The sequence below is a fragment of the Candidatus Nitrospira bockiana genome (assembly GCF_965152565.1).
Window position 1 is genome coordinate 822,374 of record NZ_OZ224215.1, and the last position, 16,016, is coordinate 838,389.

Annotated in this window: 12 protein-coding genes; 7 read left to right on the top strand and 5 right to left on the bottom strand. The window is 66.8% G+C overall.

The window, feature by feature from the left end; genetic code table 11:
- Window positions 1–217: 217 nt before the first annotated feature.
- The 7 genes from ACWHYV_RS04230 to ACWHYV_RS04260 all read left to right on the top strand — a co-directional run bounded on the left by ACWHYV_RS04230 (window position 218) and on the right by ACWHYV_RS04260 (window position 9,157).
- Window positions 218–571, top strand: a complete 354-nt coding sequence (locus ACWHYV_RS04230; protein ID WP_447979411.1) for a DUF3467 domain-containing protein — start codon at window positions 218–220, stop codon at window positions 569–571.
- A gap of 14 nt (window positions 572–585) precedes the next feature.
- Complete coding sequence (locus ACWHYV_RS04235) at window positions 586–2,058, top strand: efflux RND transporter periplasmic adaptor subunit (protein ID WP_447979412.1); 1,473 nt, start codon at window positions 586–588, stop codon at window positions 2,056–2,058.
- A gap of 79 nt (window positions 2,059–2,137) precedes the next feature.
- Window positions 2,138–4,288: a PqqD family peptide modification chaperone gene (locus tag ACWHYV_RS04240; protein ID WP_447979413.1), complete on the top strand. Its 2,151-nt coding sequence runs from the start codon at window positions 2,138–2,140 to the stop codon at window positions 4,286–4,288.
- Complete coding sequence (locus ACWHYV_RS04245; protein WP_447979414.1) at window positions 4,281–6,272, top strand: preprotein translocase subunit SecA; 1,992 nt, start codon at window positions 4,281–4,283, stop codon at window positions 6,270–6,272. Before ACWHYV_RS04240 ends, ACWHYV_RS04245 begins: the two co-directional genes overlap by 8 nt.
- A 16-nt stretch (window positions 6,273–6,288) precedes the next feature.
- Complete coding sequence (locus tag ACWHYV_RS04250; protein ID WP_447979415.1) at window positions 6,289–6,924, top strand: efflux RND transporter periplasmic adaptor subunit; 636 nt, start codon at window positions 6,289–6,291, stop codon at window positions 6,922–6,924.
- 20 nt (window positions 6,925–6,944) lie between these two features.
- Window positions 6,945–7,754 (top strand): efflux RND transporter periplasmic adaptor subunit, encoded by an 810-nt coding sequence (locus tag ACWHYV_RS04255; protein ID WP_447979416.1) that lies wholly within the window; start codon window positions 6,945–6,947, stop codon window positions 7,752–7,754.
- A 65-nt stretch (window positions 7,755–7,819) separates the two neighbouring features.
- A complete protein-coding gene (locus ACWHYV_RS04260; protein WP_447979417.1) occupies window positions 7,820–9,157 on the top strand; it encodes a TolC family protein in 1,338 nt (445 codons plus the stop codon).
- A 224-nt stretch (window positions 9,158–9,381) separates the two neighbouring features.
- On the opposite strand, the gene ACWHYV_RS04265 is transcribed toward ACWHYV_RS04260, so the two are convergent.
- The 5 genes from ACWHYV_RS04265 to ACWHYV_RS04285 all read right to left on the bottom strand — a co-directional run bounded on the left by ACWHYV_RS04265 (window position 9,382) and on the right by ACWHYV_RS04285 (window position 15,812).
- Complete coding sequence (locus ACWHYV_RS04265) at window positions 9,382–12,063, bottom strand: LEPR-XLL domain-containing protein (RefSeq protein WP_447979418.1); 2,682 nt, start codon at window positions 12,061–12,063, stop codon at window positions 9,382–9,384.
- Window positions 12,064–12,352: 289 nt separating this feature from the next.
- Window positions 12,353–12,889, bottom strand: coding sequence for a hemerythrin domain-containing protein (locus tag ACWHYV_RS04270; RefSeq protein WP_447979419.1), 537 nt, complete (start codon window positions 12,887–12,889; stop codon window positions 12,353–12,355).
- Window positions 12,890–13,014: 125 nt separating this feature from the next.
- Window positions 13,015–13,938 (bottom strand): M28 family peptidase, encoded by a 924-nt coding sequence (locus ACWHYV_RS04275; RefSeq protein ID WP_447979420.1) that lies wholly within the window; start codon window positions 13,936–13,938, stop codon window positions 13,015–13,017.
- Window positions 13,939–13,953: 15 nt separating this feature from the next.
- Window positions 13,954–14,829, bottom strand: coding sequence for an SDR family oxidoreductase (locus ACWHYV_RS04280; RefSeq protein WP_447979421.1), 876 nt, complete (start codon window positions 14,827–14,829; stop codon window positions 13,954–13,956).
- A 38-nt stretch (window positions 14,830–14,867) separates the two neighbouring features.
- Entirely contained in the window at window positions 14,868–15,812 is a 945-nt protein-coding gene (locus ACWHYV_RS04285; protein WP_447976880.1) for an IS110 family transposase, read from the bottom strand.
- Window positions 15,813–16,016: the final 204 nt, after the last annotated feature.

Sequence of the window (16,016 nt, forward strand, 5' to 3'; positions counted from 1 at the left end):
CCGTCGCTCCATCCCGCGCGCCGTTTCCGCCGCTGTCTTGAGCCGTTTTGCACCCGTGTCGAGCGAACACCTACGTTGAATCATCGGCCAATCGACAGTCCCGACTACTACGTTTTTTTGTTTAAGCGTTCGGCCTAATTGTTCTTTTGTACGAATTTGACTACCCTCCCGTCCCGTGGAGGTTCGTGTTAGGGACCGGTTGACAACGGAGGTGCATATGTCCGATACAGTTCAGCCCCTCGGGCAGCAACAGCCGGCGAAGGTGTCGTGGACGGAGGCCGGGCCCAAAGGACACTATGCGAACAGTTGCACCGTCTCGAGCACGCGGGAAGAGGTCGTGTTGAATTTCGGTCAGAACCAGATGGTCGATCCCATCCACAACGAAATCCAGATCCAGCTCACCGATCGGATCATCGTCAGTCCCTACACGGCGAAGCGGTTGGCGTATTTGTTGACCGCCGTCGTCCAACAATACGAGGCGAAGTTCGGCGCGCTGGACCTGGGCGCGGCGCAGGCCGCTCCCGAATCGGTCGCGTCCTCGGTCAAACCCTCCGCTCCGGCCGGCCGGTAGTCGAAGGGCCGACGATGGTGCCTCGGAATCCGGAGTCCCCGCGACACGCGTTCATTCCTTCGGCGGTCGCCCCCGTGCAGCCGGAGGCGCAGGCCGGGGTGTCGGCCGACGCGCTGCCGTTCGAAGCGCTCCGCGCGGTGCTCGACGCGACCGCCACGGCGCTCGACCCCGACGGGTTTCGTCCCTCCGCGACGGCGCTCGTCACGACCTTGGCGACCAAGCTGGCGTGCGATCGGGTCAGTCTCGGGATCCTCTCGCAGGGACGCCTGCACGTCCGCGCCTTGTCCCACAGCGCCCAGTTCAATCACAAGACCGATCTCCTGCGCACGATCGCCGCGGCCATGGAAGAGGCGGTGGATCAGGACGAGACGATCGCCTGGCCTCCGGACGCCGGGCGGCGGGCGCAGATCACCCGGGCGCACGAGGAATTGGCGCGCCGCTACTATGCCGGCGCGCTGTGCAGCGTCCCGCTGCGGTCGGGCGGTCGTCTGGTCGGGGTCCTGACCTTCGAGCGGGCCGGCGATCAGGTGTTCGATCGCGCGACCGTGGAGCTCTGCGAAGGCGTCGGCGCGTTCACGGGCCCCATCCTCGATCTGAAACGGCGCGATGACGAAGCGCTGTGGACCAAGGCCTACCACGCCGGGCGCGAGGGGCTGGCCCGGGTCTTCGGGCCGGGGCATCTCGCGCTCAAGCTCGTGCTCGCGCTGCTGATCGGCGTCGCCGTCTTCCTCGCCACGGCGACCGGGGAATACCGAGTGACGGCCAAGGCGGTGCTGGAAGGAGAGATTCAACAGGCCGCGGCCGCGCCGTTCGACGGGTATCTCGACCGCGCCATGGCCCGGGCCGGCGACGTCGTGAAGGCCGGGCAGGTCCTGGCCACGCTCCAAGACCGCGACCTCAAGCTCGAGCGCTTGAAGTGGTTGAGCCAGCATGACGAGCTGACCAAGGAGTACCGGCAGGCCATGGCGGACCGCGACGCCGCGAAGGTCGCCATCACCACGGCGCAGTTGGAGCAGGCGGACGCGCAGCTCAAGCTCGCCACGGAAAAATTGGCCCGGACGCAGGTGACGGCTCCGTTCGACGGCGTCGTCGTCACCGGCGATTGGAGCCAGCATCTCGGCTCCCCGGTGGAGCAAGGGCAGGTCCTGTTCGAGGTTGCGCCGCTGGATTCGTATCGGGTGGTCCTCGAGGTCGATGAGCGCGACGTCGCCGCGGTGAAGGTCGGGCAGCGGGGACAGGTGACGCTGGCCGCGATGCCGGGCGAGGCGTTCGGGTTCGCGGTCACGACCATTATGCCGGTCAGCACCGCGCGTGACGGCCGGAACTATTTTCGTGTGGAAGGGAGGTTCGAGACAACACCGCCCCGTGTGCGCCCCGCGATGGAAGGGGTGGGCAAGGTCTCCATCGACGAGCGCCGGCTCGCCTGGATCTGGACCCACGACGTCATCGATTGGGTGCGCCTGAAGCTCTGGGCGCTGCTGCCCTAAGTCATCCTAGGACGGGAACGTCCTGCGGCAGGCCCGCGGTGCCAACACAGCGAGAATCCGTCCCTCGTTCGATCTGTCCATGAAATCCGGCGATCTGTTCAGCCCGTCCTGGTATCGGGTGGCCTCCCTCAAGCCGCGCCTGCGGAGCCACGTCCGGCTGCACCGGCACGCCTACCGCGGCCGGCAGTGGTTCGTGCTCCAGGACCTCGCCACCGATCGGTTTCATCGGCTCTCGCCGGCCTCGTATGTCCTCATCGGCTTGATGGACGGCCGGCGAACCGTTCAGGACATTTGGGAAGCGGCCATCGAGCGGCTCGGCGACGACGCCCCCACCCAACACGACGTGCTCAACCTGATCAGCCAGCTCCATAGCGCCGATGCCTTGGTCTGCGAGATCCCTCCCGATACCGCCGAGCTGACGCGGCGGGCCGAGAAGCAGGCGAGGCGCAAGCGCTGGGCCACGGTGGCGAACGTCTTCGCGTGGCGATTTCCGCTCTGCGATCCCGATCGCTTCTTGACCCGGACGGTGCCGCTGGTGCGGCCGTTCATCGGCGTCTTCGGAGCGCTCGTCTGGCTGCTCGTCGTGGGGAGCGGGCTCGTCCTCGGCGCCATGCACTGGACGGACCTGACGCGCGACGTCCTGGACCAGATGCTTGCGCCCAAGAATCTGCTCGTCCTCTGGCTCCTCTTCCCGGTCTTGAAACTGTGTCACGAGCTGGGCCACGCCTTCATCACCAAAGCGTTCGGGGGAGAGGTCCATGAGCTGGGCGTCATGTTCCTGGTCTTCACCCCCGTCCCGTACGTCGAGGCCTCGGCCGCCTGGGCGTTTCGGGAAAAATGGCGGCGGATCCTCGTCGGCGCCGGCGGCATGGTCGTCGAGCTGTTCCTGGCGGCGCTGGCGCTGTGGCTCTGGGTCGGCTCGGAGCCCGGCGTCCTCCGCCTGGTGGCGTACAACACGGTCATGATCGCCGGGATCTCCACCGTCCTCTTCAACGCGAACCCGCTGCTCCGGTTCGACGGCTACTACATGCTGATGGACTTTCTCGAGATCCCGAACCTCAAGACGCGGGCAACCCGCTACCTGGGTTATCTCGTCGAGCGGTACGCGTTCGGCAATCGAGACGCCGATCTCGCGCCGGCGACGCCGGGGGAGCGGGCCTGGTTCGTGGTCTATGGGACGGCGTCGTCGATCTATCGAGCCTTCGTCGTCGTCGCGATCCTCGTCTTTCTCGGGGAGCGGTTCCCGCTGCTCGCCGTCCTGTTCGCGGGGTTGACGGCCGTGGCGATGATCGGGGTGCCGGCCGTGAAGGGCCTCTCCTATCTGCTGAGCAACCCGCGCCTGCGGCCGGTCCGCGCTCGGGCATGGCTGGTCACGGCCGGCACGGCGGTCCTCCTCGTCGGCGTGATGTGGACGATCCCCGTCCCGTTCCACACCCGCGCCGAGGGCGTCGTCTGGCTGCCCGAGGACAGCATCATCCGCGCCGAAACCGACGGCTTCATCGAAGCCGTGCAGGCGACGCCCGGCACCGAGGTCCCGCCCGGCCGCCTGCTGTTTACCGCCGTCAACCGCGACCTGGCCGCGCAACGCGCCGTGGCCGAGGCCCGACTCAAGGAATTGGAAGCGCGGCACGCCGAGCAGCAACCGGTCAATCGCTTCAAGGCGGCGCTCCTGGAGCAGGAGATCCAGTATGCGAGAGAGGAGCGTGATGAGCTGTCCCAGCGCGTGGCGAAGCTGCGGGTTCAGAACCCTCGGGCGGGGACGTTCATCGTTCCCAAGCCCTCGGATCTGCCCGGCCGGTTCGTCAAGAAGGGCGAGGTGCTGGGATACGTGCTCGATGTGGACCGCTTGACCGTGCGGGCGGTCGTCGGGCAGGACGCGGTCGATCTCGTCCGCCACCATGTGGCGGGGATCGAGGTGCGGCTCGCCGAACAGGTGGCCGACGCCTTGCCGGCGGCGCTCACCCGGGTGGTACCGGCCGCGAGCAGCCGTCTCCCGAGCCCGGCGCTCGCGATCGAAGGCGGCGGGGAGGTGCCCATGGACCCGGCCGACCGCGAGGGGCAGACGGCGGCGCAGCGCATGTTCCAGGTCGACCTCGTGCTGGCCTATCGCGGCGACGTCGTGAACGCCGGGGGACGCGTCTACGTGCGCTTCGCGCACGAGCCGCTCCCGCTGGCGCATCAATGGGGGCGGTCGATCCGGCAGCTCTTCCTGGCGCATTTCAATGTCTAAGGTGTTGGGTGCGATACCGGTCCACGGGCTCGCGTATGCGGAACGCAAGGCGCGGGTGCCGGGGACCCTCGATGAGTGGGCGGAACGGGCGCTGGGCCCCGTTCTTCAACGGCTCGATCGCGGAAGACGAGTGCCGTCTCGCTGGGCCGGGCGGGTGGAGGAAGCGGGCGCCGGCTATGTGAGCTGCGCGCCGGAGGATCTCCTCCGGTGCGCCCACGATCTCCGCGTCGCCCTGCGGCAGGACGGTCTCCGCGCCGAGCACGTCGCCCGCAGCTTCGCGCTCATTCGGGAAGCCGCACATCAGACCATCGGCCAGCGCCATTTCGACGTCCAGCTCCACGGCGGCTGGGCGCTCCTGACCGGGCAAGTGGCCGAGATGGAGACGGGCGAAGGCAAGACGCTGACCGCCACGCTGGCGGCGGCGACGGCCGCCTTGGCCGGCCTGCCCGTTCACGTCGTCACGGTCAACGACTATCTGGCGGCTCGTGACGCGGAGGCGATGGGCCCGCTGTACCGTGCGCTGGGGCTCCGCGTGGGGGTGATCGTCCACGGCCTCTCGCCCGAGGCGCGGCAGGCCGCCTACGGGTGCGACGTCACCTACTGCACGAACAAAGAGTTGGTGTTCGATTACCTCAAGGACCGGATGCAGATCGCGGACTGTCCGAGCCGCACGCACATCAAGCTGGAGCGGCTCACGGCGGCCGAGAGCCGGACCCGGGGCTTGCTCCTGCGCGGCCTCTACTATGCCATCGTCGACGAGGCGGACAGCGTCTTGATCGACGAGGCCCGCACGCCGCTGATCATCGCGCGGCGGGTCGACGATCCGACCCAGCGGCAGGTCTACGAGGAGGCGCTGTCCCTGGCGGCGCGCCTGGAAGCGAAGCACCATTATCTCGCCGAAGCGGCCGAGCGCCAGGTGCGCCTCACCCCGGCCGGCTCCGCACGCCTGGCCGAGCTCGCGCTCCCGCTGGGCGGGATCTGGCGCGGGCGGCAGCGGCGGGAGGCCTACGTCCACCAGGCGCTGAGCGCGCTCCATCTGTTCCGCCGGGATCAGCACTATTTGGTGCGGGATGGAAAGGTGCACATCATCGACGAGTACACGGGTCGGGTCATGCCGGACCGCAACTGGGAGCGCGGGCTTCATCAAATGATCGAGGTCAAGGAGGGCTGCCCGTTGGGCCAACGGCAGGACACGCTCGCGCGGATCAGCTACCAGCGATTTTTCCGGCGCTATCTGCGGCTGGCCGGCATGACGGGCACCGCCCGGGAGGTCGCCCGGGAGCTGTGGGCGGTGTACCGATTGGGCGTCGTGCGGATTCCGACCAATCGTCCGTTGAGGCGCCGCGGGCTGCCGGAGACGATCCATGCCACCGAGGCACGCAAGTGGACCGCGGTGGTCGAGGCGGTACGCGCGGCCCATGAGGGCGGGAGGGCCGTGCTCGTCGGCACCCGGACGGTCGGCGCCTCGGAACGGCTCAGTCGCCTTCTCGCGGAGGCCGGGCTGCCTCATGCCGTGCTCAATGCCCGGCAGGATCGGGAGGAAGCCACGGTGATCGCGAAGGCGGCCGAGCCGGGGCGCATCACGGTCGCGACGAACATGGCGGGCCGGGGGACCGATATCCGCTTGTCGCCGGCCGTCGCCGCCGCCGGGGGGCTGCACGTCATCGCCACCGAGCGCCATGAGTCCGGCCGGATCGACCGGCAGCTCTTCGGGCGCTGCGGCCGGCAGGGCGATCCGGGCACGTTCCAAGCGATTCTGTCGCTCGAAGATGAGCTGATCGCCGTGTTCTGCGCCCCCTGGCTCGTCCGCGCGCTCTCGCGATGGACCGCCGGGGACGTCCCTGTCCCTCGATGGATCGGCCGGCGGTTGTTCGGCTACGCCCAGCGACGCGCGGAGCGGCGGCACGCCCGCATGCGGCGCGACGTCCTCAAGATGGATGAGCAGATCGACTCGGCCCTGGCCTTTGCCGGTCGCGGCGAATGAGCGGAAGGAGGTGCGCGTGACAAGGGGAGTGATCGTGGCGGCGGCCGTGCTGATGGCAAGCGCCGCCCAAGCCCAAGATCTGAATTGCCTGATCCACCCGTTCGTCGTCATCACGGTGACGACGCCGGTCGGGGGCCTGCTCGAGAGCGTGCAGGTCGATCGCGGGGACCTCGTCAAGGAAGGCCAAGTCATTGCCTCCATCGATGCCAGCGTCGAGCGCGCGAACGGCGCCGTGGCGCATGCGCAGGCCGAGCTGACGAATCGGCGGCTCGCCGATCTGGAGCTCCAGCGGACCGCGGCGGAGGTGTCCCTCCGGACGATCCGAAGTCCGATCAACGGCATCGTGATGGAGCGGTTCATGTCCCCGGGCGAGTTCCCGAAGCAGGAAAAGATCCTCAAGCTGGCCCAGATCAACCCGCTGCGCGTCGAGGCCTACGCACCGGTGTCCATGCTGGGCAAGATCGCGGTGGGGACGGAGGCCCAAGTGAAGCCGGAGCCGCCGCTCACGGGGACGTACAAGGCCAAAGTGACGGTGGTGGACCGGGTGGTGGACGCGGGCAGCGGCACGTTCGGCATCCGCCTGGAATTGCCGAACGACGACCTGCGCTTACCGGCGGGCGTGAAGTGTACGGTCCGCTTTCCGGCGAAATAGCGACTGAGGATGGAGGTCAGATGAGGGGCTGTTGTGTCGTGCTGGCGGTGTGTCTCGGAGGGGCGGCCGTTCCGCAAGCCGCATGGGCCGGAACGACCCTGCCGTGTTTGGTGAAACCGCAAACGGTCGTGACCGTCGGGGCGCCCGTCGTCGGGGTGCTGAAGGGGCTCAGTGTCGCGCCCGGCGATCGCGTGAAGCAGGGCGATTTGCTCGCGACGCTGGAGTCGTCCTTGGAGGAATCCGAAGTCGCGCTGGCCCGGGCGAAAGCCGAGAACCAAGCCGCCGTCAAGAGCGCCGAAGAGCGCGCCGCCTTCGCCGCGCGCAAAGCCGCCCGGGCGCGGGAGCTCCGGAAGAGCTCGGCGATCGCGCAGCACGAGCTGGACGAGGCGGAGACCGAGGAGCGGCTGGCCCAGGATGCGCATCACGAGGCGCTCGAGAACAAACGGCTGGCGGAGCTCGAATTGAAGCGGGCGCAAGCGGCGCTGACGCTTCGAACCGTGCACAGCCCAATCGACGGGATGGTCGTGGCCCGCTTCCTGTCTCCCGGCGAGCTGGTGAAACAAACGCCGATCCTCAAGTTGGCCCAGCTCGATCCTCTGCAGGTCGAAGTCTCCGCCCCGGTCTCCTGGCTCGGAAAGATCACGCCGGGCGCCCGGGCCGAAGTCTTGCTCGATGCGCCGCCCGGCGGCGCCCACCAGGCCCGTGTCCTGCTCGTGACCCCGATGGTGGACAGCGGCGGGGGCCTGTTCAGCGTGACCCTGGAGTTGCCGAATCCGCAACACCGAATCCCGGCCGGGCTCTCCTGTACCGTGCGCTTTCCCGCATCGTAGTCGTCCGCCCGTGCAGCCTCGCCGGGGGACCGGCGGGGCACCCGAAGAACAACTGGAGGTTGAGGATGAAACGCCTTCGAACGGCCGTTGTCGTGACGCTATTCATCGCCGGTGTGGCGGCCCCTCCCGTCGCCGTCGCCGACCTCGCCGGAGGGACGGCCGCCTCTCCATCGCCCGAGCTGCGCTTGAGCCTCCGGGAGGCGATGGAAGCGGCGGTGGACAACAACCCGAACGTCCGCCTGTTCCGAGAGCGGATCGAGGCCGCGCGCGCGGCCTCGGTGACCCAGCTCGGGGCCCTGCTCCCCAACGTCTCGTCCACGGTACGCCAGACGCAGCAGACCCTGTTTCTCGGGACCTTGGGGTTGGCGCCGGTGAGAACCGACGCCTTCAGCATCTTCGACGCCCGCGCCAACCTGACCCAGTCGCTCTTCAGCCTCAGCCTGATCCAGCGCTGGAAAGCGTCGCGCGAGGCGCTGAAGGTGGCGGAGCTGGAGGCCGAGACGACCAAATTCGACACGATGGCGACGGTCGGGCTCCTGTACGTCGAAGCGTTGAAAGCCCAGTCGGTCGCCAAGACGAAGGAGGCGAACGTCGCGCTGTTCGGCGAGCTCCTGGAGCTGGTCCGGGGCCGGCGCGGCGGCGGGATGGCGACCGGCCTCGATACCGCGCGGCTCGAGGCCCAGCTCGAAAACGAACGGCAGCTGTTGTCCCAGGCGCGCTTCGAGGCGGAGCGCCTGCTGTTGAGCTTGATCCACGCGCTCGGCATCTCCTTCGACGTGAAGCTCGTCTTGACGGACGAATTGAAGCTCGACGGACCGGAGGTCCCCGACGTGGCGTACGCCTTGGAGACCGCGATGGCGAATCGGGTGGAGGTCAAGGCGCAGGCGCAACGCATTCGGACCGCCTCGCTCACGTTGAATTCCACGACCAGCGAACGGCTCCCATCCTTGAGCGCGCAGGGGGACTACGGTCTCATCGGCAACCGCATGCACAACACGCTCGACACCTACAACATCGGCGTGTTCCTGTCCGTCCCGCTGTTCGACGGCGGACAGCGCGAAGGGCGGATCAGCGAAACCCGCAGCCAAGTCCGCCAGGAATCGATCAAGATGCAGGTGGTGAGCAACCAGGTGGCCCTGGAGGTCCGGGAAGCGATCGTGACGCTGACCGGGGCGAAGGAGCAATTGGCGATCGCGCAGTCGGGCCTGCAGGCGGCGATGAGCGAGCTCGCGCTCGCGCGCGAGCGGTTTGCCGTCCTCAGCGCGGGCAGCAACCTGGAGCTGACGAACGCGCTCTATTCGTTGGCCAGGGCGAGGGACAATTCCGTGGAGGCGCTGTTCCGGCTGAACGCCGCGCGCGTGAATCTGGCGAGAGGGACGGGGAAGCTCGACGCCCTGTTCTGACAGGATGTTGAAAAAGGCCCCCAGCTTTGTTCTCGCATCGCTCAGGACCTCAACGTACCACCAGGGTACGCCTCGGTCCTTCGCTCACTGCGGCCGCGCTGGATGGCCTTTTTGAACATCCTGCGGGTTGTAACCGGCACCTAATACATCCGACATCTTGTTGCATCCAGGCTCTGAATTCACATGTGAGACATTCCTAACCCCGTCCCTTGTCCAGGAAGGCGCTACCAGCGGGCTTCGGCCTGCGCGCGCCAGGTCACGTAGTCGAAGCTCGCCATGTAGTTCTGATCGAACTGCTTGCCGTTCGACAGCCAGGCGCCGTTCACCCCGCCGGCAAAGATCGCGTCCCCTCGGTCGCGGTACTTGACGTTGCCGGTCTTCAAATACATCCACCCGTACGCCGGGGCGATGAGCAGGTTCAGGTCCGGCGCGGCCTTGGCGGGGTCGGTGCTCACGTAGTAGAAGGCCTTGGCCGTGGGGATCCAGGCCCGAGACCAGAGGGAATCGACGCCGATCTTGATGGCGTCGTAGATGCGCGTGCTCGGGGCGGCTTCATACGCCTGGATCAAGGCCTGCATGGTGAGGCCCACCATGAACGGGTTCATGTAGCTCGCCGTGTTGCTGACGAACCATTGGTCGATGTGACCGATGGCCTGGTCGATGAGAGCCCCCTTGCGGGTGCGCGGGGCGGCGCCGAGCGCCTCCGCATTCAAGTAGCTCATGATCGCATAGGCCACCTCACGGCTCCGGTTGATGTCGACGGTCCACTCGAGCGGCGTTTCCGCGGCGAAGGACGCGTTCTGCGCGATCTTGAGCACCGCGTCTCGTGAGACCGTGTCCCCGGTCCGCTCGTAGTCCATCCGCAGGCCGCGGGTGAAGTTCATGAACCCGGCGATCTTCCCGTTGTTGGGCAGCACGTACCCGTCCCGGTAGAACTTCTCGGCCAACTGGGCGGTCGCCTCCCAGCTTCGGTCACCCGTGTACTTGGCGATCTGATAGAAGACGCGCTCGCCGTCGTAGTAGACCTGACTCAGTCCCATGGAATTGTTGCCGGCATCCGACAAGCTCTTCAAGTAATCGGCTTGCTTCCGGCCGAATTCGAGCATCTGGGTCTCCCACAGGTCGAGCGTGGCCGCCCAGTTCGTGGTGCCCGCGGACGGCCCCGTTCCCGTCGTGGGGGACGTCGTGCCGGTCGACGGCGTGGTCGTCCCGGTGCCGGTGCTCGTCGTCGTGCCGCCGGGAGCGGTGGACGTCACCGTCGTCGTGCTGCCCGACGTGATGAACCGGCTGTCGCCGCTCGGGGAGACGTTGACCCCGTTGATCTCGACCGCGGTCGGCCGGGTGCTGGCGATGAACCGGCTGTCGCTGCTCAGGGTCCCGCCGATCGTGACGAGCCTGATCGCGGGGCTCACCCGAATCGTGTCGTTCCCGTTGCCGAAGATCCCGTCGACGGCGCTGACCCCGACCCGCACGATGGTCCCGCTCACGGCGCCGCTCGCGTAGAAGGTGCCGAGCAGCGGGGAGGCGTCCGACTGAGACCCGATCGTGATCGTGCTGCTGCTGACGCTGCCCAGCACGCTCAGGCCTTTGACGGCATCCGCATACAGGCTTCCTCCGGCAATCGAGCCGAGCGAGAGATAATCGATCGTGTTGTCGATGAGGAACGTCCCTTTCAGGTCCGTGGTCAGCGCGGTGAACGAGCCGATGGAGCCGGCGACCGAGATATCGTCGAGGCTGACGCGGCCGTTGCCGCCGGTGGCGATGACGCCGATGATCGTGGAGGAATTCGTGCCCGTCACCCGCACGTCCCAGTTGCTGCCGTCCTGGAGGACTTCGCCGGTGCCCGCACCGGTCAGTTGAAACGTGACGGACGTGCCGTCCGCGTCCACCAGCACGAGGCTCCCGCTGCCCGAAAACTTGCCTTTGAGCGTCCCCGACGGCGTCGTATTGGTCGTCGTCGTGGTCGTGGTGGTGCCCGAGGTGCCGGTGGTTCCGCTGGTGGTTCCGCTCGTCGGGGTGGTGGTGCCGGTCGCCGGGATGGCGGTCACGAAGCGGCTGTCCGGGCTCGGCGAGATCTTCGTCCCGTTGATCTCGACGGTCGTCGGGAAGGCGCTGGCGATGAACCGGCTCTCGCTGCTCATCGTGCCGCCGATCGTGACCAAGGTGATGGCGGGGCTGGAACGCAGCGTGTCGTTGCCGTTCCCGAAGAGGCCGTCGACCGGGTTCACGCCCACCCGCACAATCGAATTGCTGATCGACCCGCTGGCATAGAAGCTGCCGAGGAGCGGGGAAGCATCGGCCTGCGAGCCGATCGTCAAGGTCGAGCTGCTCATGCTCCCGAGGAGGCTGAATCCCGAGATCGCATCGGCTCCGATGCTCGCGCCGGTGAGAGCCCCGAGCGAAAGGTACTTGATGGTATTGTCGACGAGGAGGCTGCCGGTCAGATCGGTCGTGAGCGCGGTGAACGAGCCGATCGACCCCGCGATGGACACGTCATCGAGCGCGGCACGGCCGTTGCCGCCCGAGACGGTGATGCCGACCGTGGTGTCGGTATTCGTTCCGGTGATCTTGAGATCCCACCGTGTGCCGTCCTGCAGGACTTCCCCGCGGCCGGACCCGGACAACTGAAACGTGACGGAGGAACCGTCACCATCGGTCAGCACCAGGCTGTCGCCGGCTGCAAATTGGCCTTTGGACGTGCCCGTCGGGGCTTCGAACGCGACCACGGCGGAGGCAAGATCGCCGCTCAAGAGGACGCGGGACTCCAGGGATTCCATACGGAAGGAAGAAGACGAAGAAATTCTCGGCGCGCGAGGCCGGGATCGAGAAACGCGGGCCGTGGCCGGGCGCCCCCGGTGTCCGAACAAGAACAGGCGTAACTTCGAGAAGTAGCGGGCATCACGCATGAGGCCTCCTCTCGGGTTAGCGATGTGGTGCGTGTAGGGACAGGCGGACCGCCCGAGGGGCGATCGAGACCGACAGGAGTAGGACTCCCAGGAGTGCGTTGCGTAGGTCTATGTGGAAAGTCGATGTCGGCAAACGCCTCAACGATACATGCCTAGGGACTTTACTGCAAGATGTTGAGAACCATTAAGGAAAAGACCTGGGATAGGGAAGGGCTGGGGCGATGTCGATCGAGAAGATGGGCAAGGGACGTGCGAGCGCGGCGCGCCGCACCCGCACGCCGTGAGCAGCTCAGGCAGCCATCGAGGAGGCGAGGGCGATCCGCCGCTGTTGCATCCGTTCGCCGAGTGCCTGGAGATCCAGTTTGAGTTGGGCGGCCGGCAGGATCACTTCCTCCTCTTCGGAGACGTGATCGAGCACGGCTTCCTTGAGCTCCGCAAACCGTTCCTGGTAGGCCGGCGCGGCCGGGTCCATCTTGCGAAGCGCCTTGATGAGGTCCTTCACCGCCTCATGCTCTTCGTACGCGACGGCAATGACGTCCTCGCTGTCCTCCGCGTCGTCGACGGTGTCGTCCTCCTCCTCGGCGGTCTCCTCGTCGTCCTCGATGTCCTCGTCGACGATGTCCTCGGTGTCCAGCTCCGTGCGGACCGCGGGGTAGAAGATCTCTTCCTCCAACGCCGCATGGATCTGGAGCTCGTTGAACAGTTGCGCGACGATCGCGCTCCGGTCCCCCGGGGCCGCCTGTTCATACTGCCCGAATAACTGATTCACCTTCTCGTGATCCTTCTTCAGCATCTCAACCGCATTCATACTCTGTTCAGTAGCCATGGTGTCCTCCTTTTAAGAAGTGCTGAGTGCTGAGTGCTGAGTAGTACTGATCAGCGAGAGAAAACGGAAGATCCTTTCCCATTCAGCACTCAGCACTCAGTACTCAGCACTGTCTCCTGTCGTACTCAGTACTCAGCACTGTCTCCCGTCGCCAGCCTGGTGATGACGTGGCGCAGGCCGATCACGACCTGCGCCAAGGCGCGATAGCTGAGCTTGTCCGGGGTGTCGTGGGCCGTGTGATAGAAGGGATACCGAAGCGGCGCCGTATCGGTGACCATGATTGCCGGATAGCCCTGCTGCCAGAACGACCAGTGGTCGGACGACTTGACGCCCGGCAGAAAACCCGGAAGGACGAATGCCCTGACCGGAAATTCGCTCGCCCGTCGAAAGGTGTGGGCGGCGACGTGCAACAGTCGGCGGGACGCCAGGTTGCTGACGAGCGCCACGAAGGAGCCTTGGACGGGCCGCAGCAGCCTCGCGGGCAGCGGGTCGGATTGCGGGCGATCGTAACCGGGATAGTAGCCGAGTGTCTCCAGGCTCAACATGCCGATCACCTGCTCGCGTCGCTGGCGGCACTGGCTCGCATAGACGACGCTCCCCATCGCCCGCGTGCGGAGGTAGGGACGCTCTTCGTTCACGAACGCCACGAACCGGACGGTACGACTCAGGCGGGTGCCGGCGAACGCCCGTGCAAGCCCGAGCAGCGCCGCGACCCCGCTGGCATTGTCGTCGGCTCCCGGGCCTCCCCGAATCGAGTCGTAGTGGGCGCCGATGACGATGATGTCCTCCGCGTCCCCGGCCCCCGGCAGCTCGGCTTGGATGTTCTGGCAGCAATGCCCATCGACTTCATACGTCTGAGGCCGGACGGCGAGCCCGATGGACTCCAACGAGCCCGTGATGAACGCCGCCGCACGGTCCAAGTTGTGGAAGCGGACGGTGTTGCGTTCGCCGATCTCACCGGCCAGGGCCCGGACGTCGGCCTCGAGCGTCTCCGCGAGGCGGTAGTCCCAAAAGACCGGCTTTTCCTGGATGAGCTGGGATGGCGCCATGGCGGCTCTGACCTCCTATCCGTTCACGATCGTGCCGCCATTGGGGTGCAAGACCTGTCCCGTCATGTAGGACGCGTCATCGGAAGCCAGGAAGACGTAGCTCGGCGCCACCTCCTCGGGCTGTCCCACCCGCCCCAGCGGCACGTTTCCCCCGAACGTCTCGACCTTGTCGGGCGGAAAGGTGGAGGGGATCAGCGGCGTCCAAATCGGGCCCGGGGCGACCGCATTGACGCGGATGCCCTTCTCCGCCAGGGCCAGCGCGAGCGACCGCGTGAACGCCACGATGGCGCCTTTGGTCGAGGAATAGTCGAGGAGGAGCGGGTTCCCTTTGTACGCGGTGACCGAGGTGGTGTTGATGATCGTGCTCCCCCGCTTCAAGTGCGGAAGCGCCGCCTGGGTCATGAAGAAGAACGAGAAGATGTTCGTGCGAAACGTGCGCTCGAGTTGATCGGCGGTGATCTTGTCGATCGTCTCCTGCGGGTGCTGCTCGGCGGCATTGTTCACGAGCACGTCCAATCGGCCGAAGCGCTCGATCGTGCGCTGGACCGTGTCCCGGCAGCACGACTCGGTCCCCACGTCCCCGGCAATCGACAGGCAGCGCCGGCCCTCTTTCTCCACAAGGCGTGTCGTGTCCTCCGCATCCTTGTGCTCGTTCAAATACACGATCACGACGTCCGCCCCCTCGCGTGAGAACGCCACCGCGACCGCGCGGCCGATTCCGCTGTCGCCCCCGGTGATGAGCGCCACGCGGTCCTTGAGCTTCCCGCTTCCGCGATAGCCGGGGTCCTCGCTCCGCGGCCGCGGAGTCATCTCGGACTCGATCCCCGGCTGGCGATCCTGGTGTTGCGGCGGTTGTTGCTGCTTCTTCTGCTTCGATTCGCCTTGAGCCATTGCACACCCTAAAGAAGGTTGAGCAACTGTCTTGATTGTCAAGCGGGCGAGCTGACTCGCCACGGTGATTGATGTTTGACCATCGCGTTGAGAATGGTCAGGAGCTTGTGCATGCAGGCGACCAGGGCGACCTTGGGCGCCTTGCCGACGGCCCGGAGTCGGCCATAGAACGCCTTGATCACCGGATTCCACTTCACCGCGACCAGCGTCGCCATATAGAGGACCTGCCGCACGGGGGCACGGCCGCCCCAGCAGGTGCGCCGGCCGCGCAGCGTGCCGCTGTCGCGGTTGAGCGGCGCCACCCCGACCAAGGCCGCCAGGTGTTTGTGGCTCAGGGTGCCGAGTTCCGGGAGTTCCGCCAGGAGCGTGCGGCTCATCACCGGGCCAACGCCCGGCACGCTGCGCAGCAGATCCTCCTTTGCGCGCCACAGCGGCAGCGACTGGATCAACTGCGAGAGCTCCTCATCGACCTGGGCAAGGTGGCGGTCCAGCCAGGCGAGATGGGCCTCGAGTTGGCGCTGCACACGCCGGGGCGCCGTCCCCAGGCGGTTCTGCTCGGCGGTCCGCATGTCCAGGAGCTGCCGCCGGCGGGTCAGCAGCGCCCGCAGCTCCTGGGTGGCCTGATCGGCGATCGGCCGGGGCGCCGGCCGGACCGCTTCGGCAAACTGCGCCAGGACGGCGGCGTCCAGCGCATCGGTCTTGGCCAACCGCCCGGTGGCTTTGGCAAAATCGCGCACCTGCCGCGGATTGACGACGCAGACCGGCAGCCCCGCAGCCGCCAGGGCGCTCACCAGCGGCAGTTCGAGGCGCCCCGTCGCCTCGACCACGATGGCGACCGGACGCGCGGCTTGGAACTGCTCCACCAACGCCTTGAGACCGGCCTCGGTGTACGGCACCACCTGCCGCGCCCCCGACGGCCGCTCGGCGCAGTCAAGCTGCTCCTTGGAGACGTCAATGCCAACAAAGCGAGGCGTGTCAGTCATGGGTGCTCCTCCTCGTGAAGGCCTCCGACTCGCTCGGCCTTGCCACGATGCGGGCTCACGGCCCAGGCAACTGTACGAGCTTGGGGAGGCAAGGACGTGACGACCACGCTCAACCACGGTCTACGGGACCGAAGGTTCATCGGCCTATCACGTCCGGGGTTCATGCTCGCGTCATAGTAAAAGATCAGGTGAAAGATACAAGGT